This is a genomic window from Metallibacterium sp., from assembly GCF_054637675.1.
The window spans coordinates 109235-129196 of record NZ_JBTSRB010000001.1; the positions used below are offsets into that span (position 1 = coordinate 109235).

22 protein-coding genes are annotated in these 19962 nt (G+C 67.1%); 7 read left to right on the forward strand and 15 right to left on the reverse strand.

All coding sequences use genetic code 11. The features are described 5' to 3' along the window. Positions 1-25: 25 nt before the first annotated feature. The gene (locus ACYDAT_RS00445) at positions 26-1351 is read right to left on the reverse strand and encodes a formimidoylglutamate deiminase (protein ID WP_461448174.1); all 1326 of its coding nucleotides are present in this window, start codon (positions 1349-1351) and stop codon (positions 26-28) included. A gap of 77 nt (positions 1352-1428) precedes the next feature. On the opposite strand from ACYDAT_RS00445, the gene ACYDAT_RS00450 reads away from it, so the two are divergent. Both ACYDAT_RS00450 and hutI read left to right on the forward strand, forming a co-directional pair. Then, entirely contained in the window at positions 1429-2799 is a 1371-nt protein-coding gene (locus ACYDAT_RS00450) for a chloride channel protein (RefSeq protein WP_461438446.1), read from the forward strand. Beyond that, complete coding sequence (hutI, locus tag ACYDAT_RS00455) at positions 2796-4022, forward strand: imidazolonepropionase (protein WP_461448175.1); 1227 nt, start codon at positions 2796-2798, stop codon at positions 4020-4022. Before ACYDAT_RS00450 ends, hutI begins: the two co-directional genes overlap by 4 nt. A 30-nt stretch (positions 4023-4052) precedes the next feature. On the opposite strand, the gene ACYDAT_RS00460 is transcribed toward hutI, so the two are convergent. The 4 genes from ACYDAT_RS00460 to gltX form a co-directional block, all read right to left on the reverse strand. Then, on the reverse strand, positions 4053-4241 hold the full coding sequence (locus ACYDAT_RS00460; protein ID WP_461438444.1) for a 30S ribosomal protein THX: 189 nt from the start codon (positions 4239-4241) through the stop codon (positions 4053-4055). A gap of 73 nt (positions 4242-4314) precedes the next feature. Next, complete coding sequence (locus tag ACYDAT_RS00465) at positions 4315-5169, reverse strand: cation diffusion facilitator family transporter (RefSeq protein WP_461438443.1); 855 nt, start codon at positions 5167-5169, stop codon at positions 4315-4317. A 176-nt stretch (positions 5170-5345) separates the two neighbouring features. Next, complete coding sequence (locus ACYDAT_RS00470; protein ID WP_461448176.1) at positions 5346-5867, reverse strand: transcriptional repressor; 522 nt, start codon at positions 5865-5867, stop codon at positions 5346-5348. Between the two features lie 52 nt (positions 5868-5919). Then, the gene (gene gltX / locus ACYDAT_RS00475) at positions 5920-7320 is read right to left on the reverse strand and encodes a glutamate--tRNA ligase (RefSeq protein ID WP_461448177.1); all 1401 of its coding nucleotides are present in this window, start codon (positions 7318-7320) and stop codon (positions 5920-5922) included. A gap of 171 nt (positions 7321-7491) precedes the next feature. Here gltX and ACYDAT_RS00480 point away from each other — a divergent pair, with 171 nt between their 5' ends. After that, positions 7492-8424, forward strand: a complete 933-nt coding sequence (locus ACYDAT_RS00480) for a serine/threonine-protein kinase (RefSeq protein WP_461448178.1) — start codon at positions 7492-7494, stop codon at positions 8422-8424. Positions 8425-8433: 9 nt separating this feature from the next. Here the strand turns inward: ACYDAT_RS00480 and ACYDAT_RS00485 are convergent, their stop codons facing one another. Genes ACYDAT_RS00485 through grxD form a run of 3 tightly spaced genes read right to left on the reverse strand, consistent with a single transcriptional unit; the run spans position 8434 to position 10139 of the window. Then, positions 8434-9042 carry a YhgN family NAAT transporter gene (locus tag ACYDAT_RS00485; RefSeq protein WP_461438439.1) on the reverse strand — a complete coding sequence of 203 codons (609 nt, stop codon included), beginning with the start codon at positions 9040-9042 and terminating at the stop codon, positions 8434-8436. 3 nt (positions 9043-9045) lie between these two features. Then, complete coding sequence (locus tag ACYDAT_RS00490) at positions 9046-9804, reverse strand: SDR family NAD(P)-dependent oxidoreductase (protein WP_461448207.1); 759 nt, start codon at positions 9802-9804, stop codon at positions 9046-9048. A 5-nt stretch (positions 9805-9809) separates the two neighbouring features. Continuing rightward, entirely contained in the window at positions 9810-10139 is a 330-nt protein-coding gene (gene grxD / locus ACYDAT_RS00495) for a Grx4 family monothiol glutaredoxin (RefSeq protein WP_461448179.1), read from the reverse strand. Between the two features lie 120 nt (positions 10140-10259). Here grxD and ACYDAT_RS00500 point away from each other — a divergent pair, with 120 nt between their 5' ends. Beyond that, on the forward strand, positions 10260-10838 hold the full coding sequence (locus ACYDAT_RS00500; protein WP_461448180.1) for a superoxide dismutase: 579 nt from the start codon (positions 10260-10262) through the stop codon (positions 10836-10838). Positions 10839-10897: 59 nt separating this feature from the next. Here ACYDAT_RS00500 and ACYDAT_RS00505 read toward each other — a convergent pair whose 3' ends face one another. Next, positions 10898-12073, reverse strand: a complete 1176-nt coding sequence (locus tag ACYDAT_RS00505) for a 5-(carboxyamino)imidazole ribonucleotide synthase (protein WP_461438436.1) — start codon at positions 12071-12073, stop codon at positions 10898-10900. A 9-nt stretch (positions 12074-12082) separates the two neighbouring features. After that, a complete protein-coding gene (gene purE, locus ACYDAT_RS00510) occupies positions 12083-12598 on the reverse strand; it encodes a 5-(carboxyamino)imidazole ribonucleotide mutase (protein WP_461448181.1) in 516 nt (171 codons plus the stop codon). Between the two features lie 54 nt (positions 12599-12652). Between purE and ACYDAT_RS00515 the strand changes: the two genes are divergently transcribed. The 3 genes from ACYDAT_RS00515 (at position 12653) to nadC (ending at position 16182) form a co-directional block, all read left to right on the forward strand. Beyond that, positions 12653-12919 (forward strand): Trm112 family protein, encoded by a 267-nt coding sequence (locus ACYDAT_RS00515; protein WP_461448182.1) that lies wholly within the window; start codon positions 12653-12655, stop codon positions 12917-12919. Positions 12920-13000: 81 nt separating this feature from the next. Next, a complete protein-coding gene (locus ACYDAT_RS00520) occupies positions 13001-15337 on the forward strand; it encodes a DUF1631 domain-containing protein (protein WP_461448183.1) in 2337 nt (778 codons plus the stop codon). Beyond that, on the forward strand, positions 15334-16182 hold the full coding sequence (gene nadC / locus ACYDAT_RS00525; RefSeq protein ID WP_461448184.1) for a carboxylating nicotinate-nucleotide diphosphorylase: 849 nt from the start codon (positions 15334-15336) through the stop codon (positions 16180-16182). The genes ACYDAT_RS00520 and nadC overlap by 4 nt, the downstream gene beginning before the upstream one ends. Positions 16183-16234: 52 nt before the next feature. Here nadC and ACYDAT_RS00530 read toward each other — a convergent pair whose 3' ends face one another. From ACYDAT_RS00530 to petA, 5 genes are read right to left on the reverse strand one after another with little or no spacing between them, the layout of a single operon-like run. Then, positions 16235-16663 carry a ClpXP protease specificity-enhancing factor gene (locus ACYDAT_RS00530; protein ID WP_461448208.1) on the reverse strand — a complete coding sequence of 143 codons (429 nt, stop codon included), beginning with the start codon at positions 16661-16663 and terminating at the stop codon, positions 16235-16237. A gap of 17 nt (positions 16664-16680) precedes the next feature. Beyond that, positions 16681-17304 carry a glutathione S-transferase N-terminal domain-containing protein gene (locus ACYDAT_RS00535; RefSeq protein WP_461438430.1) on the reverse strand — a complete coding sequence of 208 codons (624 nt, stop codon included), beginning with the start codon at positions 17302-17304 and terminating at the stop codon, positions 16681-16683. Between the two features lie 37 nt (positions 17305-17341). Further along, the gene (locus tag ACYDAT_RS00540) at positions 17342-18082 is read right to left on the reverse strand and encodes a cytochrome c1 (RefSeq protein ID WP_461438429.1); all 741 of its coding nucleotides are present in this window, start codon (positions 18080-18082) and stop codon (positions 17342-17344) included. Next, entirely contained in the window at positions 18075-19331 is a 1257-nt protein-coding gene (locus ACYDAT_RS00545) for a cytochrome b (protein ID WP_461438428.1), read from the reverse strand. The genes ACYDAT_RS00540 and ACYDAT_RS00545 overlap by 8 nt, the downstream gene beginning before the upstream one ends. Then, positions 19331-19945: a ubiquinol-cytochrome c reductase iron-sulfur subunit gene (gene petA / locus ACYDAT_RS00550; protein WP_461438427.1), complete on the reverse strand. Its 615-nt coding sequence runs from the start codon at positions 19943-19945 to the stop codon at positions 19331-19333. Before petA ends, ACYDAT_RS00545 begins: the two co-directional genes overlap by 1 nt. Between the last annotated feature and the right edge of the window lie 17 nt (positions 19946-19962).

The following is a 19962-nucleotide window of genomic DNA, read 5'->3' on the forward strand; positions in this document are numbered from 1 at the left end:
GAGAGTGTAACGATGCCGCCAGGGCTCAGGCGCGCAGCCGCACCAGCGCTTGCCGGTAGCGACGCGCGATGGCCTCACGCTGCACGTGGTGCCCGGCGCGCACCAAGTGCCGACCACCGACACAGACATCGCGCAACAGCGGCACGTTGCCGGCGAAGATCCAGGTATCCAGCACTTCCTCGGGGCGGCGCTCGGCGAGCACGGGATGCGCGGCATCCAGATGCAGCAACGCCGCATCCAGCGGCGCGTCGTCCAGACCGGCCGCCTGACGCCCGCCCGCCAGCGCCAGCGCGTACAGGCGCGTGCCGGTGTGCGACTGCTGCGCGCTGGCGGCGAGATTGCGCGCGCGCCGGATCAGGCGCTGGCCGTACTCCAGCCAGCGCAATTCCTCGACCGGCGAGATCGATATGTTGCTGTCCGAACCGATGGCGATACGCCCACCCGCATCGAGATAGCTGTCGAGTGGAAACAAACCATCGCCGAGATTGGCCTCGGTGCTGGGGCACAGTGCCACCACGGCGCCGCTGCGCGCCAGCCGCGCGGTTTCCTCGGTATCCATGTGCGTGGCGTGCACCAGACACCAGCGCGCGTCGATCGGCGCGTGATCGAGCAGCCACGCCACCGGGCGCTGTCCGCGCGCGGCCAGACAGTCATCGATCTCGGCGGTCTGTTCGGCGATGTGGATGTGCAGCGGGCCGCGCGCGGCCAGACCTGATTGCAGCAGCGCGGCCAGCGCTTGCGGCGGCACCGCGCGCAGCGAATGCAGGGCAATGCCGACATTCAGCCCTGGGCCTTGCTGCGCGCGCAATTCGGTCAGCAAATCGAGGAACGCATCGAGCGTGTGCGCGAAGCGCCGCTGGCGCGCGGCCAGTGGTCGGCGATCGAAGCCGCCGGCCATGTACAGCGTGGGCAGCAGGGTCAGCCCGATGCCGGTCTCGCGCGCCGCGGCGATCAGCGCCGCGCTCATCGCGCTGGCTGGCGCATAAGCCTTGCCGTCCGGCGCATGGTGCAGATAGTGAAACTCGCAAACCTGCGTGTAGCCGGCTTCGAGCATCTCCACATAGACCTGCGCCGCGACCGCGTGCAAGGTTTCTGGATCAAGACCCGCGGCGAATGCGTACATGGTTTCGCGCCAGCTCCAGAAGCTGTCCTGCGCATCGCCAGCATGCACGACGCGATGCTCGGCAAGACCCGCCATGGCGCGCTGGAACGCGTGCGAGTGCGCGTTCACCAGGCCCGGCAGCACCCAGCCATGCCAGCCTGTCTCGGGCATGGCATCGTCGCAGGGGCAACTGTGCGCGCGCCACGCCGCACCATCCCAGAAATTGGGTATCGAAAGACTTGCGTTCACCGGATCACTCCACCTGCCGCCATGGCGGCCCGCGCGCAGTGCGCGGGCGAGTGGGCAGGTTAAGCCATAATGCCGCGATGCATGACGAGCGCCCGCCACCCGCTACTCGCCACCCCGTTCACGGCGAGCACGAGCCTGAGCCTACGCCATGGCGACGGCGGCTGGTGTTGTGGAGTGGCGGCATTCTGGTGGGCCTGATCGCGGTGGCTTTCATGAAGCTCACCAATCTCGCCTATGCGACCTTCGCCGAGATCATCGCCGGGCGCGCCTGGGCGGCACTGCTGATCACCCCGCCCAGCTTCGTCGTGATCGTCTGGTACATCACGCGCCACATGCCCGATGCGCGCGGCGGCGGCATTGCCGAGGTGATCGCCGCGCAGGACGAACAGAACCACGCGCTCAGCGAGCGCCTGGTCAGCGCGCGCATGGTGCTGGCCAAGTTCCTGCTGACGCCGCTGGCGCTGCTCACTGGTGCCTCGATCGGCAATGAAGGGCCTTCGGTGCAGATCGGCGCCGGCATCATGTACACGCTGGGCAAGCGCTTCGGTTTTGATGATCCCAAGGCGGCGGCGCGCTTCATTCTCGCCGGGGGCGGTGCGGGTCTGGCGGCGGCGTTCAACGCACCGTTGGCCGGCGTGGTGTTCGCCATCGAGGAACTGGCCGGCACGTTTGAGCATCGCCTCAGCGGCATTCTGATCGCGGCGGTGCTGTTCGCCGGCGTGGTGTCGTTGGGACTGCTCGGCAATTACAGCTATTTCGGCAACATCAGCGCCAGCCTGCCGCTGGGCGAGGGCTGGATGGCGCTGCTGGTGGTGGGCATTCTGGGCGGACTGGCAGGCGGATTGTTCGCGCGCCTGATCCTGCTCGACCTCGGTCCCTTGCACCATTTCTCCGCGCTGCGCGCGCGCTACCCGGTGTGGATCGCGGGCATTGCCGGTCTCGCGCTGGTCGGGCTGGGTCTGGCCAGCCACGGCAGCGTGTACGGCACCGGCTACGATCAGGCGCGCGCATTGCTGCAGGGCGCACCGCACAATCCGGGCGAGAGCTTCGGCGTGTTCAAGTACCTCGCCAATGTGCTCAATGTGTGGTCCGGCGTACCCGGTGGCTCGCTGTCTCCGGCGCTGGCGGTCGGCACCGGCCTTGGTTACAACGTGGCGCACTGGTTCCCGCATGTCGCACCCGGCGCGATCATGCTGCTGGGCATGGCGGCTTACCTGTCCGGCGTGGCGCAGACGCCGCTGACCGCCGCGGTGATTTGCCTGGAGATCACGCCCAGCCAGAACCTGGCGTTGCCGATCCTCGCCGCCGCCCTGCTCGGTCGCGCCAGCTCGGCGCTGATCTGCCGCACACCGATGTATAACGTCTTCGCCGCGCGCCTGATGCGCGAATATGAAAATCAGCGCGCGCAAGATGCCGCGCCTGCCGTGGCACCGAAATCCGCGCCATGAATCCGTCCACGTCACAGGGTTTGATCCTGCACGCACGCATGGCCACGCTGGCCGGCGATGATGGCTACGGACTGATCGAGGACGGCGCCATCGCCTGGCGCGAGGGTCACATCGCCTGGCTGGGGCCAACGGTGGAATTGCCACGCGCTTTCGACACGCTGCGCGCGACCGCGCTGGACGCGCGCGGCGCGTTGCTCACGCCCGGCCTGATCGATGCGCACACGCACCTGGTGTTCGCCGGTGAACGCGCGCACGAGTTCGAGCAGCGCCTCGAAGGCATCTGCTACGAGGCCATCGCGCGCGCCGGTGGCGGCATCCTTGCCACAGTGCGCACCACGCGCGCGGCCGATGAGGCAAGCCTGCTGACGGCATCCCTGCCACGCGCGCTAGCGTTGTTGGCGGACGGCGTGACCACATTGGAGATCAAGTCCGGTTATGCGCTGGATTCCGAAGGTGAAGCACGCATGCTGCGCGTGGCGCGGCGCATCGGCAGCGAACTGGGCATCGATGTGCGCACCACGCTGCTGGGCCTGCACGCGCTGCCGCCGGAATTCAGCGATCAGCGCGCGGATTATGTGCGTGAAGTCTGCACGCAATGGCTGCCGCGCCTGCACGCCGAAGGCTTGGTCGATGCCGTGGACGCGTTCTGCGAAGGCATCGGTTTCAGCGCCATGGAAACGCGCCAGATGTTCGGCGCGGCGCGCGCGCTGGGCCTGCCGGTGAAGCTGCACGCCGATCAGTTGTCCAATCTGCAGGGTGCCGCGCTGGCCGCGGAATTCGGTGCGCTCTCGGCGGACCATCTGGAATGCACCGACGCCCGCGGCGTGGCGGCGCTGGCCGCCGCGGGCACGGTCGCCATGCTGCTGCCGGGCAGCTTCTATGCGCTGCGCGAGACACACCTGCCGCCGATCGCGGCATTGCGTGCGGCGCGGGTGCCGATGGCGGTGGCGACCGATCTCAACCCCGGCACCTCGCCGCTGCGCTCGCTGCGCGTGGCCATGAACATGGCCTGCACCCTGTTCGGACTGACGCCACTGGAAGCCCTGCGCGGCGTCACCGTACATGCCGCGCGCGCGCTCGCGCTCACCAAGCGCGGCCGGTTGGCACCGGGGCTGCGCGCGGATCTGGTGCTATGGGATGCCGCGACGCCGGCCGAGCTGAGTTACTGGATTGGCGGCACGCTGGCGCGCACGGTAATCGCCGGCGGCACGCGTGTGGCCTGAGCGCCACGCGCTTCCGCGCAAACCGACCGCTCAGGCTTTCTTGACAGCCGCTCTCCTGACCGCTGGCGCGGCGGCCTTCTTGGCCACGGCCGCAGGCTTTTTCGCCGCGACGGCGACGGTTCTGCTGCCGGCCACCGTCTTGGCCGCATGTGGCCGGGTATTGCCGTAGTTGCCGCGATAGGTCTTGCCGCGGCGGGTCTTGGGATCGCCCTTGCCCATGGATGTCCTCGCGTATGCGCGATGCAAAAAGGTGGCTGAGCATAGCAGCGCGCTGCGCCGCGACCAAACGCCATCAACGCGCGGCGCAATCCGCGCCGGTCTCAACACAACCGGCGCTTTCGATTTGCACCGTGGCGTGGCGGATGCCGAAGCGCTCGGCCAGCGTCGTCTGTACCAGACGCAGCATGCGTTCACCCTGCTCGGCTTGCGCCACACGCACGTGCAGGGTGGCCATACGCTGCCCCGCACCCACCTGCCACAAGTGCAGATGATGAACATCGACGATCGCGGAGTCTAGACCGCGCAACTCGGCCAGCACCACCTCGACTCTGACGCCCTCGGGCACGCCTTCCAGCAGGATGTGTGCCGAGCGCCGCACCAGCACCCAGGCACTGCGCAGCAGCAGCAGCGAAACCAGCAAGGACAGCACCGGATCGGCCCACAACCAGCCCAGCATTCCCACCGCCAGCGCCGCCAGCACCGTGGCCACCGAACCCAGCAGATCGCCCAGCACGTGCAGGCTGGCCGCCGCCATGTTCACGTCGTCGGCATCGTGCTGGTGCAGCAGGCGCAGCACCAGCACGTTGATCATCAAACCCACCAGCGCTATCGCCAGCATTTCGCCCGAGGCAATCGCGTGCGGCCGCAACAGGCGCTGCAACGCCTCCCAGGCGATAAAACCGACCAGCGCGAACTGGGTCATGGCATTGAAGAATCCGGCCAGCACCTCGCCGCGCGCCAGGCCGAAACTGTAGCGCGCGCTGGGCGGACGCAGCGTGATGCGCGCGCTGGCCACGGCCAGGCCCAGCGCCATGGCGTCGACCAGCATGTGTCCGGCATCGGCCAGCAGCGCCAGCGATCCCGACCACCAGCCACCCACGGCCTCGACCACCAGCATCACTAACGTCAATACCAGTCCGATTCCCAAGCGTCGTGCGCGGTCGTCACCATGTGCGTGCGCGTGTCGACGGCGTTCGTCGTGATCGTGTGCGTGCGCGGCAAGGGATGGCTGCCGGTATGGGTGTGGATCGCGCATGCGCCGATGCTAGGTGCGCGTCGCCGCGTTACACAATCACCGCCGCCATGCGCAGGCTGGCCGCGCGTCTACTTCCGCGTGCGGCCGCTGCGCATCTGCGCGAGCACCACGTCGCCCTCGCGGGCGCGGCAATGCGTGCACAGGCCGTGCACTTCCAGCGTCTGCGCGCGCGGTGCGAAGCCGCGCCGTTGCGCCTCGCGCGCGATCAGCGCGGCCATGCGTCCGTCGTCGCACAACTCCTCGGCCTGATTGCACTGATCGCAGATCAGGAACGGCACTTGGTGCGCCTGCTCGGGGTGGTGACAGGTGACGAAAGCGTTGATCGAATCGAGGCGATGGATGAAGCCATGCGCGAGCAGGAACTCCAGTGCGCGATACACGGTGGGCGGCGCCGCCGTGGCGTGGCGCTGGCGCAGGCTTTCGAGCAGGTCATAGGCCTTGGCCGGCCGACCCTGCGCGGCCAGCAATTCCAGTATCTCCCGCCGCGATTCGGTGAGCCGCAGGCCGCGCTCGCGGCAGGCGCGCTCGACTGCCGCGAGGTATTCGCGCGCGTCGTGACGATGACTATGCAGGTGGATTTGCGCACTCATGGGTGCAGCATACAACCGGCTCGCCCCGCGTCTGGTGCATCCGCGCCGCGCGTTACCCAGCGCGCGCCAGCGCGGCGTCGATGCGACGCAGCGCCTCCTGCCGGCCAGCGAGGTAAACCGTGTGTTCGATCGAAGGCGAAACCTGGGTGCCGGTGATGGCCACGCGCAGCGGTTGCGCGATCTTGCCCATGCCCACGCCCAACGCCGTGGCGGTGGCGCTGATCGCCGCGTGCACCTGCTCGGGCGTCCACGCCGGAAGCGCGGCGAAGCGCGCCTGCACGGCCTGCAGCGCGTCGCGCGCGCCCGCGGCGCCGAGGTGCCTGGCCACGGCCTGTTCGTCCCATGCGCGGATCGGCGCGTACCAGATGCGCGCGCGCTCGGCCATCTCCTTGAGCGTCTGCACGCGCTCGCGCAATGCCACGATCACGTCTTCCGGTGCGGGGCCGCGGCGCGGATCGATGCCGCCGCGCTGCAAGTGCCAGATCAACTCCGGCGCCAGCGCGGCCGGATCGCCGGTCTTCAGGTAATGCTGGTTGAGCCAGCTCAGTTTGGCCAGGTCGAAGCGCGATGCCGACTGATTGACCGCGCTGATGTCGAACAGGGTGATCATCTCGGTGCGCGAGAAAATCTCCTGATCGCCGTGCGACCAGCCCAGCCGCACCAGATAATTCAGCAGCGCGTGCGGCAGGAATCCATCCTCGCGGTACTGCATCACGCTGACCGCGCCGTGGCGCTTGGACAGCTTCTGCCCGTCCGGCCCGAGGATCATCGGCAGATGCGCGAAACGCGGCACCACCGCGCCCAGCGCGTGATACAGGTTGATCTGCCGCGGCGTGTTGTTGACATGATCATCGCCGCGGATCACCTCGTCGATGCGCATGTCGATGTCGTCCACCACCACCGCGAAGTTGTAGGTCGGGTAGCCGTCCGAACGAATCAGCACCAGATCGTCCAGCTCCTCGTTGCGCCACTCGACGCGGCCCTTGACGGCATCGTCGAACACCACGCTGCCGCCGTGCGGATTCTTGAAGCGCAGCACACGGTTGGGATCGTCGCGATACGGCGCGCCGAGATCGCGGTAGTGGCCGTTGTAGCGCGGCTTCTCGCCACGCGCCATGGCGGCGGCGCGCATCGCCTCGATCTCGTCCTTGCTCTCATAGGCCCAGTAGGCCTTGCCGGCACCGAGCAAGCCTTGCGCGACTTCCTCGTAGCGCGCCATGCGCCGGGTCTGGAAGATCGGGCCTTCATCGTGGTCCAGGCCCAGCCACCGCATGCCATCGAGGATGGCTTGCACCGCCGCGTCGGTGCTGCGCTCGCGATCGGTATCCTCGATGCGCAGCACGAACGCGCCACCGCGTCGCCGCGCTTCCAGCCAGCAATACAGCGCGGTGCGCGCACCGCCAATGTGCAAGTAACCAGTGGGGCTGGGGGCGAAACGGGTACGTACAGACATGGGATATTCGATGGTCAACAGCGGTCACGAAGTCTAGCCGGCGTTGCGATTGTTTACGCTGATCGGTGCATTTTCCGATTGACGCGGCTTGTGGCCAGCTCACAATCGCCGCCATTCGCGATCCGTGTGTCCCGGCGCGCTCGCACCTGACATGCAAGGGTTGACGTCACCATGAGCACCTACGGTTTGGCTTTGTCCAGTTTCGAGGAATCCGGCGCCGCGCACATCGCCGCGCTGCTGCGCGGTCTGCGCGGCGAGGCCACGCACTGGCGCCTCGACGACGAGGCCACGGCGGATCTGGTGCTGGTCGATGCCGACAGCGTGTGGGGGCACATGTCCTGGCTCAAGCTGGTCGGCGCTGGCCGTCACGCGGTGGCGTGCAGCGCCAAGGCCACCGGCACGGGCTTGCGCGATGCGCGCCTCAGCCTTGATCTGCCAGTGCAGGCGGACGCGCTGGCGCGGGTGCTGGAGCAGGTGCGCGCTCGCCTTGGCAGTGCCCCGCAAGCAACCACCCCGGCGCAAACCCAAGCCGGCGCGGGCGGGCGCCGACCATCGACGGCGCCCATCACCGACAGCGCGCCCACCGTCATCACACACACCGAAACTTCCGCGCAGGCCAGCGTGGCCGACTGGCTGCTGGGCGGCGGCGCCGTGACACCACTGTTGATTGAATCCGATGGTCGCAGCCTGTTGCTCGATCCGCAGACTGACCGCTGGTATGGCGACAGCGCACTGCGGCCGCAGGCGCCACTGCTGACGCGGCCACTCAGCGCAGCGTGCCAGCCCGCGCCCAACGCGTTGGCCACGGCGCGCGCCGTGGGTGGACAGCCGCTGTCGCGGCTGCGTTGGTTCGTGGCACTGACTTCCAATCCCGGTGCGCTGCCTGATGGCGCCCGCGCGGACGACCGCTTGCGCCTGACGCGCTGGCCCGAGATCGAACGCGAATTTCCGCGTCACTTCCGCATCGCCACGGCGCTGATGCGCCAGCCGACGACACTGACTGTCATCGCTGGACAAGTCGGCGTGGACGTGGCCGACGTGGCTGATTTTGCGCGCGCCTGCCAGGCGCTGGGCATCCTCGAAATCCTGCCGCCGAACGCCTGAGAGGCGGGCTCAGACCCCGGCGGCGCGCAGGTAGGCCACCACGCCACCCAGGAACATCTGCACCGACAGCGCCACCAGCAACATGCCCATCAGGCGCTCCAGCGCGGTCAGCACCTGCTCGCCCAGCCAGCGGAACAGATACGTCGAGGACAACAGGATCGCCGCCGTGGCCAGCCACGCCGCGAACAGCGCCAGGCTCCACGCACCCAGACGCCCGGGATGCTGGTTGGTCAGCAGCAGCAGCGCGGCCATGGTGCTCGGCCCGGCCACGGACGGAATCGCCATCGGCACGATGAACGGCTCGCCTTCGCCGCTGGCGCCGAACACGCCTTCCTTGGGCGGGAAAATCATGCGCACGCCGATCAGGAACAGCACCAGACCGCCGGCGATGCTTACCGACTCCTGCTTGAGTTGCAGCACGCGCAGGATGAAACCGCCACCGAGCAGAAATGCAAACAGCACGCCCAGCGCGATCAGCAGCTCGCGCACCAGCACCCAGCGCCGGCGCTTGGGCGTGACGTTCCTGAGCAGGCTGAGGAACAGCGGAATATTGCCCAGCGGGTCCATGATCAGGAACAGCAAGATGCCCGCCGAGAGCGCGTTGACATGCGTATCCACGGCTCAGTCCGGCGCGCGCAAATCGAGCACTTGCCCGCGCAGCGGCGCGGCCGCGGGGCCCAACAGCGCGGCCAGCGCCGCGCCCGTGGCGGTCGGCTCGGGCTGTGCCTCGCCATGCTCGCCGAAGTAGGCCAGGCGGCGCAGCGCCGTGCGCATCGGCGCCGGCAGCAGCGCATGCACGCGCAGCGGGCCTTCGTGATGCTCCTCGGCGAGGATCGCGAACAAACCCTCCAGCGCGCACTTGGCCACGCCATAGCCACCCCAGTGCGCGCGGCGCATGCGCGCCGGATCCTCCAGCACGAAGGCGATGGCGCTATCCGCGCGCTGCCGCAGCAGTGGCAGCAGCGCCTGCACGATCAGCAGCGGCGCGCTCAGATTGACCTGGATCTGGCTCAGCCAGACCTCGGGCTCGACCAACTCCAGCGGCGCGAGACCATCGAAGCGCGCGGCGGTGAACGCCACCGCATCCACACCGCCCAGGTCGCGCGCGAGGGTCTCCGCCAGGGTGGCGTAATCGCGCGGCGTGGCGCCTTCGAGGTTCAGCGGATAAATCGCCGGCTGCGGCGCGCCGGCCGCGAACAGCTCGTCGTACAGCGCTTCCAGCGCGCGCACGTGTCGACCCAACAACACCACGGTCGCGCCGGCACGCCCGCAAGCCAGCGCGGTGGCACGACCCAAACCGCCGGCAGCGCCGACCAGCAGCACCGCGCGCCCAACCAGCGCATCCGGCGCCAGCATAGGCACTCGCTGCTGCATCGGCACGTGGTTCAAGCCGCATTCCCGCGCAGTGCGGTTTCCTGCGCCAGCCGCTGCAGCTCACCCGAGACCTTCAGTTCCAGCGTGATATCGCAGCCGCCCAGCAGCTCGCCGTGCAGAAACAACTGCGGAAACGTGGGCCAATTGGCGTAGCGCGGCAGCGCGGCGCGCAGCTCGGGATCTTCGAGCACATTGACCGCGTGAAACGGCGCGCCGACCTCACGCAGCATCTGCGCGGCACGGCTGGAAAAGCCGCACATCGGAAATTGCGGCGTGCCCTTCATGAACAGCACCAGCGGGTGCGCGTCGAGCACCGCCTTGATCCGATCATTCACATCCATCGCAGCACCGTTAGACTAGGCTCTGATTCAAGCCGCACCGGGCGCGCAGTCTAGCAGCGCCGAGCCTTGGCTCCCTTCCCGCGCGGCATTCCTCACCCCCCCCGCCAACAGGAGCAGCACATGGCCATCGAACTTCCCACGCTTCCCTACGACCGCGCCGCGCTCGAACCGCACATTTCCGCGGAAACCCTCGATTTCCACTACGGCAAGCATCACCAGGCCTACGTCACCAACACCAACAATCTGATCAAGGGCACCGAGTTCGAGGCCATGGACCTCGACCAGATCGTGCGCAAGTCCAGCGGCGGCTTGTTCAACAACGCCGCGCAAGTGTGGAATCACAGCTTCTACTGGCAGTCACTCTCGCCCAAGGGCGGCGGCGATCCCAGCGGCAAGCTGGCCGACGCGCTGATCAAGGCCTTCGGCTCGATCGAGAAATTCCGCGAGGAGTTCAGCAAGACCGCGATCGGCACCTTCGGCTCCGGCTGGGCGTGGCTGGTGCAACGCCCCGACGGTAACCTGGGTCTGGCCAGCACCTCCAACGCCGCCACGCCGCTGACCGGCGCCGACCGCGCGCTGCTGACCTGCGATGTGTGGGAGCACGCGTACTACATCGACTATCGCAACGCGCGCCCCAAGTACCTCGAAGCGTTCTGGAAGCTGGTCAACTGGGAACACGCCGCCAGCCGCATGAGCTGAGCCAGCGCGCCGTGCCCGGATACGGTCGTGGCCAAGCCGCGCCACATCCGGGCACGTTGCTATGCGTTGTGCTGCATGCCAGCCTGCAACACCGGCAGCGCAGGCGCGAGTTGCGCCGCGCGGCCCAGCACCTGCGCCAGTGCTTGCGCACGTGCCAGCAACTGCGCGCTGTCGGCGCTGCTGATGGTGGCGTGGCCCACCTTGCGCCCCGGACGCGATTCCTTGCCATAGTCGTGCCAGTGCACCTCGGCCAGAGCCAGCGCGCCGGCCACCGGTTCGGGCAATGCCCCGATCCAGTTGAACATCAGGCTGGGCGCGCGCAGCGCGGTCGCGCCCAGCGGCAAACCCAGCACCGCGCGCACGTGATTCTCGAACTGGCTGGTGACTGCGCCCTCGATGGTCCAGTGCCCCGAGTTGTGCACACGCGGCGCCATCTCGTTGCCCAGCAGCCGACCCTCGTGTTCAAACAACTCCAGCGCGAACACGCCGACGTAATCCAGCTTCTCGGCCAGCGCCTGCGCTTTTTCCAGGGCTGTCGCCGCCAACTCGGCGGAAACCAGGGCCGGCGCGAAACTCAGCGCCAGGATGCCTTCGTGATGCCAGTTCTGCGTCAGCGGCCAGGCGCGGAAACCACCGTCGCGGCCGCGCACCGCGATCACCGACAGCTCGCGCGTGAACGGCACGAAGGCTTCCAGCACCAGACCGTGCGGCGTGGCCTGCGCGCACAGCGCCGCCCATGCGGCGTCGACATCAGCACCGCTGCGCAGCCGGAACTGACCCTTGCCGTCATAACCCAGACGCCGGGTTTTGAGAATCGACGGCACGCCAATGCGCACGACCGCGGCATCCAGTTCGGCGCGCGTGGACACTGCGGTGAAGGCTGGCGTATCCAGCCCGATCGCACGGAACAGGGTCTTCTCGCTGACCCGATCCTGCGCCACGGCCAGCGCTTCGGGGCTGGGATACACCGGCACACGCTGGCGCAACCATTCGGCGGTGGCCGCAGGTACGTTCTCGAAATCGAAAGTCACCACATCCACCGCGGCGGCGAATTGCTCCATGCTGGCCAGATCGCGCCAGTCGGCCACGCGCAGCGGCGCGATCTGTCCGGCGCAGGCATCGGCGCTGCCATCAACCACGCTGCAGCGCACGCCCAGCGGCGCCGCGGCCAACGTCAGCATGCGCGCCAACTGACCGCCACCGAGAATGCCGATGACCGGCAGGCGTCGGCTCACACGGTGCCCTCAATTCTTGTCAGGCGCGCGCGGATCGAGCGCGGCCAACACCGCGTCGGTCTGCGCGCGGCGAAAGTCGATCAGGCGCTGGCGCAGCGCCGCGTCGTGCAGCGCCAGGATCGAGGCCGCCAGCAGCGCGGCATTGATCGCCCCGGCGCGGCCGATGGCCAGCGTGCCCACCGGCACGCCGGCCGGCATCTGCACGATCGAGAGCAGTGAATCCATGCCGTTGAGCGCTTGCGACCGCACCGGCACGCCCAGCACCGGCAGCCATGCCTTGGCCGCCAGCATGCCCGGCAGGTGTGCGGCGCCGCCGGCGCCGGCGATGATCACCGCCAGCCCGCGCGCCGACGCCTGTTCGGCATAGGCAAACAGAAGATCCGGCGTGCGGTGCGCGGATACCACCTGAACTTCGTGCGCGATACCGAGTTGCTCCAGCGTCGCCGCGGCGTGCTGCAGGGTTTCCCAGTCGGATCGCGAGCCCATCACCACGCCGACACGCGCATTGGGTACTGTCTCGGGCATTGGCCAGCCTCGATAAAAAGGCTATCGTACACGCGCCCCGCACGGCCACGCATCATGGATTCCCGCTTGCTCGACATTCTCGTCTGCCCGCTCAGCAAGACGCCGCTGCGTCCGCTGACGCGCGCCGAACTCGATGCGCTCAACCGCGCCATTGCCGCGGGCCAGGTGCACAGCGTCACCGGCGCCGCATTGGAGGCGCCGCTGCGCGAAGGCCTGATCACGCGCGACGGCAAGCTTGTCTATCGCGTCGATGACGGCATCCCGGTACTGCTCGGCGACGAGGGCATCGGCACCACGCAACTGAACGATTTCCCACGCTGACACCATCGCGTGACTGCGGTCACATTGCTTGCGCGGAATTGCAAGAAAATGTCACCCCGTATCCACTCGCCTGTTGCAGTCATGAACGCCCCCGAAGACACCAAGCCCGCCAAGGTTGTGCCCATAGCCCCGCGCCGCGGCGACAGCAACGAGCGTCCGGGCGAATTGATGAACAGCGTGCGCACGATTGCGTCGCGAAATCTGCAGGGTTTGATCGCGATGCTGTTCGACAACCTCGACGACGCGCTGTTCGATCTGGCCGAGAAAGCCGCCAGCAACGCGTTGCAGGTCGAGTACTTCGACGGCATGCGCGAGTTGCGCAAGAAGCGTGGTCTGATCGAGCGCATGTTCATCGACGACATCGGCAAACGCCTCGCCGATCTCGGCGCCGGGCGTCTGCGCGAACGCCGCACGCTTACCGAGAACGGCGCGGCGCGTGGCGAGCTGAGCCTGGTCGAGGACGCCGAACTGGAGGAGTCGCTAGCGGTCAGCAGCATGGCCAGCAAGGCCGAGCAGCGCCTTGCGCGCAATCTGTTCGCGTTGAACGAACGCCTCGCGGTGCTGGCCGGCGGGCTGCGTTTCGACAATGCGCTGGGGCCGCTCGATCCGGGCGCACTGGCGCAGGCATTTCGACTGGCGCTGCGCGATCTCGAAACCGGCATGCGTGTGAAGCTGATCGTGTACAAGCTGTTCGACCGCTACGTGATGAGCGGTGCCGAGGCCATGTACGAGGAACTCAATCTCAGCCTGGCGCAGGCCGGCGTGTTGCCGCAGATCCGCCAGCCCGCAGCCAGTCGCGGCGGCAGCGGGAACAGCGCCGCGAACATGGTCACGGCCAACGCCGTACGTGGCGGTGGACACAACACCTCCAGCGAGGATCTGGTTGCGCAGGCCGACCTGCTCACCCAGCTCAGCAGCCTGCTGGCCGCGCGCCGCGCGCCCGGCGAAACGGGCATGGGCACAGCCCTGCCGGCTGGCGGCAATTACGGCGCTGGATACCCCACGGGCAACGCGATGCCCCTGCCCGGCCCCGCCGAACTGCTCGGCGCGTTGACCCTGCTTCAGGCCGAGATCGCGCGCGCCAACCTGGCCGCACGCAGCGCCAATGAGGCCCTCGGCGAGGTGCGCCACGTCAAGGCCGATCTGCTCGATCAGGTCTCGCGCATCAGCGGTCAGGCGCGCGCGCGCGTGTCCGAGGCCGACGAGGACACCATCGATCTGGTCAGCATGTTGTTCGAGTTCATCCTGCAGGACCGCAACCTGCCGACCGAGATGCAGGCGCTGCTGGCACGCCTGCAGATTCCCTACCTCAAGGTGGCGATCCTCGATCGGCGCCTGTTCGCGCAGCGCGCGCATCCGGCACGGCGCCTGCTCGACACCCTCGCCGATGCGGCCAAGGGCTGGTCGCGCGAGTCCGACCCCGATCTGCGCCTGCTCGGCGATGTACGCGCCGTGGTCGAGCGACTGCTGCAGGATTTCGACGACGACATCGGTGTGTTCGAGCGCCTGCTGAGGGAGTTCGGCGCGCAACTCGAAACCCACCGCAAGCGCGCCGAACTCACCGAGCTGCGCGCCGCAGAAGCCGCGCGCGGGCGCGAAAAGCTCGAACACGCACGCCGCAGCGCCGCCAATGCCGTGCTGGATCGCCTGCAGGACCAAAATCCTCCGCAACTGGTGCGCAGCCTGCTGACACGCCCCTGGGCCAATTATCTGGTACTGGTGCTGCTGCGCCAGGGCGCTGCATCGCCCGAATATCGCGCCGCGCTGCACTTCATGGACGATCTGCTGTGGAGCTTCACGCCCAAGCCGGATGCCGCATCCAGGCAGCGCCTGCGCGCGCTGTTGCCCGAGCTGGAACGCGGCCTGCGCCAAGGCCTGGCCACGGTCGCGCTGCAGGAGCCCGACCAGAACCGTCTGCTGGAACAGCTCAACGCCTTGTATCGGCCGCTGCTGGGCGAGGCCTCCGTCGGCCCCGTTGCCAATGCATCTGATGCCACGCGCGCGCGGCAAGCCGATCAGGACATCGAAACCGCCCTGCCGCCGGCGCTGGAGCCGGAGCCCGTCATCCCGCTGGCCGCCGTGCAGCCTGACAGCACCGAAGCCGAGCCCGCCGCGAGCAGCGAGGCGCTGGATGCCGTGCGCGCGTTGAAGAGCGGCTGCTGGTTCGAGTTCAACGGCGACGATGGCAGTCGTGAGCGCGCCAAGCTGTCGTGGATCAGCCCGATCAGCGGCCGCTATCTGTTCGTCAACCGGCGCGGCTTGAAGGTAGCGGACAAGGCCGCCGCGCAACTCGCCACCGAGATCGAGTCCGGGCGTGCCGTGCTGCTTGAGGAAGTGCCGCTATTCGATCGCGCCCTCGATGCCATCGTTGAACGCCTGCGCAGCGCGCAGACTGCGCCCGATCCAGGCGGCGCATGAGTCACAGTACGCTGCGCCCTCAGGAAGCAGCAGTCATTGAGAGTGATGTTGCGCGCGCGCTGGCCGAGGATCTCGGCAGCGGCGATCTCACCGCCAGCCTGCTGCCGGATGTGCCACTGCGCGCGCAGTTGATCTGCCGCGAACAGGCCATCCTCGCCGGCGCGCCCTGGTTCGAGGCCTGTCTGCGTGCGCTCGATGCCAAGGTGCGCTGCATCTGGCGCCTCGCCGATGGCGCAGCCCTGCAACCGGGCATCACGGTGTGCGTCATCGAGGGCCATGGCCGCGCCCTGCTCAGCGCCGAACGCTGCGCGATCAACTTTCTGCAAACCCTCTCCGGAACCGCCACCGCCACCGCACGTCATGTTGCCGCGGTAGCGGGCACACACGCGCGCATCCTGGATACGCGCAAGACCCTGCCCGGTCTGCGTCTGGCGCAAAAATACGCGGTGCGCTGCGGCGGCGGCGGCAACCACCGCGTTGGTCTGTTCGACATGGTGTTGATCAAGGAAAACCACATCGCCGCCGCGGGTGGCATCAACGCCGCGATGACGGCCGCGCGCGCGCTGCACCCCGACGCTCCACTGGAGGTCGAAGTGGAGACCTTGCAACAGCTCGATGAGGCCTTGGCGCTGCACCCCGATCGCATCCTGCTGGACAACTTCACCCTGGCCGACATGATCCGCGCCGTGCAGCGCGGCGCCGGGCGCGTGCCGCTGGAAGCCTCGGGCGGCATCGAGTTGCAGCAACTGCGCGCGGTCGCCGAAACCGGCGTCGATTTCATCTCGATCGGCGCGCTGACCAAGCACGTGCACGCTGTGGATTTCTCGCTGCGCGTATTGGAGTGAGCGCGCACGCCTGATCCGCGTCGCCACAAGGCGAACGCGCGGGTCAGTCCGATTACTTGATCACACGCAGATGCGGCGGCTTTTTCGGCGGCGTGGCCGCGGCGCTTTCGGCTTGCGATGTGGCGGTAGCACCCGCGGTGGCCGGCGCCGCGGCGGGCACATCGCCAGCTTGCGGCTCGGGCGGAAACACCATGCCTTGCCCGTTTTCTCGAGCGTAAACCGCCTCGATGGCCGCCATCGGCACGTACACACTGTGACTGACGCCGCCAAAACGCGCCTGAAAGCTGACCGCGTCGTTGTCCATCTGCAAATGCGCGACCGCGCGCAGCGCGATGTTGAGCGTGATCTTGCCATCGCGCACCGCAAAGACCGGTACGCGCACGCCGGACGCGCGCGCGTCCACTTGCAGATGCGGCGTCAGGCCGTTGTCGTTGATCCACTCCACCAGCGCGCGCAGCATGTAAGGCCGGCTGGAACTCATCGGAACAGCGGATTCACTCACTGCCGCAGCGCCTTTTCGTCGGCGGTGAGGCTGCGCGCGAAACCCTGGCTGGCAAACAGGCGCTCGCCGTAGTCGATGATCGGCGCGGCGCTGCGCGGCAGATCAATGCCCAACGCGGGCAGGCGCCAGATCAGCGGAGCGACCAGGCAATCGGCCAGGCTGATCTCGTGGTTCAACACGAATTTGGCCATCTTGAACAGCGGCACCGAGGCCAGCAGCGATTCACGCAGCTGGCGCCGCCCCGTCTCGCCATGGCGTCCGCCACCCTCGATCGCAGCCACCATCGGCAACCATTCGCGCTCGACGCGCGTCTGCACCAGGCGCAGGCGCGCGCGCGACTGCGGATCGATCGGCATCAGCGGCGGATGCGGAAAGCGTTCGTCGATGTACTCGCAGATCACCGATGTTTCGTACAACGCGAGGTCGCGGTCGATCAGGGTCGGCGCGCTGGCGTAGGGATTCAGCTCGGCCAACTCGGCGGGCGGCTTGCTCGGATCGACTGGTTCGCGCTCGTAGGCGACCCCCTTGGCCGCCAGCACCAGGCGCACGCGATGACACTGGATATCGTCGGACAGCGTGTACAACGTCAGCACGTTGCGCATGCGCGGATTCTGCGCCATGGAGCCCCCTCTCAGCGTCACGTCTGTGTCGCGACGGTCAATGGATGTCCTTCCAATACTCGCGTTTCAGAAATACGGCAAGCAACGAGAAGGCCACCAGATAGAGCAGCACCCACACGCCGACGCGCTCGCGCTCGTAGACATTGGGCTCCGCCACGTAGGTGAGAAATGCGGTGACGTCGCGCGCGGTGCGATCAAACTGCTCGGGCGTTTCCAGTCCGGGCTGGTTGAGATCCAGCTTGTCGACCCTGGCATCCTCGTCCGGCATGGATGGCGCGTACACGGCGGTCTGCACGCCCTGCAATTCCCACAGCGGATTGGGCATCGAGGCGTTGGGGAACACGGTGTTGTTCCAGCCGACCGGACGCGTGGGGTCGAGATAGAACGATTTCAGATAGCTGTAGACCCAATCCGCGCCCTTGGCACGCACTTCCAGCGAGAGGTCCGGCGGCGCCTTGCCAAACCACTTCGTGGCATCGGCGGCGGGCATGCTGGAAATGGCGTGGTCGCCGAACTTGACCCCGTTGAAATCGAGGTTGGTCATGACCTGCTGCTCGCTCAGCCCCAGGTCATGGCTGATACGCGAGTAGCGCATGTATTGCAGCGAATGACAGCCGGCGCAGTAGTTGAAAAAGATGCGCGCGCCGCGCTGCACCGATGCCATGTCGTGCACGTTGACGTGCGCCTCATACAGCGCTGGCGTGGCCTCCTGGGCCAGCACCGGGCCGGAGATCAGCGCGAGCGCCAGCAGCAATCCAGAAAACATGCGCTTATTCATGCATCGTCACCCGCTCGGGAACCGGCTTGGTGCGTTCCCAGCCGAAGTAGGTATAGGCCCACAGGAACAGGAAGAACGCGAAGTACGCGGCGGTCAGCGCGCGCGCGATGTAGGTATCGCCGATCCAGGTGCTCTCGCCGATGCCGATCTTGCCCAGCCAGATGAAAGTCAGCGCGAAGATCGCCAGCGCGATCTTGTAGCTGGCGCCGCGATAGCGCATCGCCTTGACCTTGCCGCGATCGATCCACGGCAGGAAGAACAGCACCGCGATCGCAGCAAACAGCGTGATGACACCCAGACCCTTGCTCGGCACCGAGCGCAACATCGCGTAGAACGGGGTGAAGTACCACACCGGGTGGATCGCCGCAGGCGTCACCAGCGAGTTGGCCGGCACGTAATTGTCATGCTCCAGGAACAGCCCGAAAAAGGTCGGCTGGAAAAAGATGATGAACGCCGCAAGCAGCAGGAAAAAACCCACGCCGACCAGATCCTTCACCGTGTAGTACGGGTGGAACGGGATGCCGTCCAGCGGCTTGCCGTCGGCGCCCTTGTGCTGCTTGATCTCGATGCCATCGGGGTTGTTCGAGCCCGAGGTGTGCAGCGCGCCCAGATGCAGCACCACCAGCAATAGCAGCACCAGCGGCAGCGCGATCACGTGCAGCGCGAAGAAGCGGTTGAGGGTGGCGCCGGAGGGCAGGAAATCGCCCATGATCCATTCCACCAGCTTGTTGCCGATCACCGGCACGGCGCCGAACAGCGAGATGATCACCTTGGCGCCCCAGAACGACATCTGCCCCCACGGCAGCACGTAGCCCATGAACGCCTCGGCCATCAGCGCCAGATAAATCAGCATGCCGATCACCCACAGCAATTCGCGCGGCTGCTTGTACGAGCCGTACATCAGCGCGCGGAACATGTGCAGGTAGATCACCACGAAAAACAGCGAGGCGCCGGTGACGTGCATGTAGCGGATCAGCCAGCCCCACTCGACATCGCGCATGATGTATTCGATCGAGGCGAAGGCCCCTGCCGCGGTGGGGTTGAAGCTCATCGCCAGGAAAATTCCGGTGACGATCTGGTTGACCAGCAACAGCAGCGCCAGTGAACCAAAAAAGTACATGAAGTCGAAATTCTTCGGCGCGTAGTATTCGACGGTGTGCTCGCGCAGGAAGCCGAGGATCGGCAGGCGATCCTCGATCCAGCGCAGCGCCCTGTTCTTGGGTTTCCAGGCATCCGGTGCAGCGGCCATCACGCGGCTCCTTTGGGATTCACGCCGATGCGCACATGCACGTCGTCGATGTAGTGATAGGGCGGAATCACCATGTTCAGCGGCGCTGGCACGCCATCAAACACGCGTCCGGCAACGTCGTAGCGCGACTTGTGGCAGGGACAGAAGAAGCCGCCTTTCCAGTTCGGGTCGAACGGCTCGGGCTTGATCTGGCCGTAGTAATCCGGCACGCAGCCCAGGTGCGTGCAAATGCCGATCATCACCAGCCATTCGGGCTTGATCGAGCGCCAGGTGTTCTGGCAGTACGAGGGTTGCTGGCTGGTTTCCTTGCATTCCGGATCACGCAAGCGCGGATCAAGGCCAGGCAGATCGGCCAACTGTTCCTTGGTGCGGTTGACCACGAAGATCGGCAACTTGCGCCAGGCAAAACGCACCATCTGGCCGGATTCGACCTTGCTGATGTCGATGGTGACCGGCGCACCAGCAGCCAAGGCACGCGCGCTGGGTTCCCACGACTTGATGAAAGGCAACGCGGCGATGACCACCCCCGCGCCGCCGACCACGGCCGTGGTCACGGTGAGAAAGCGTCGCCTGTCGTGATCGACCTCGTCATGTTTCTCATCAGGATGGGTCATCGCGGAATCAGGTGTAT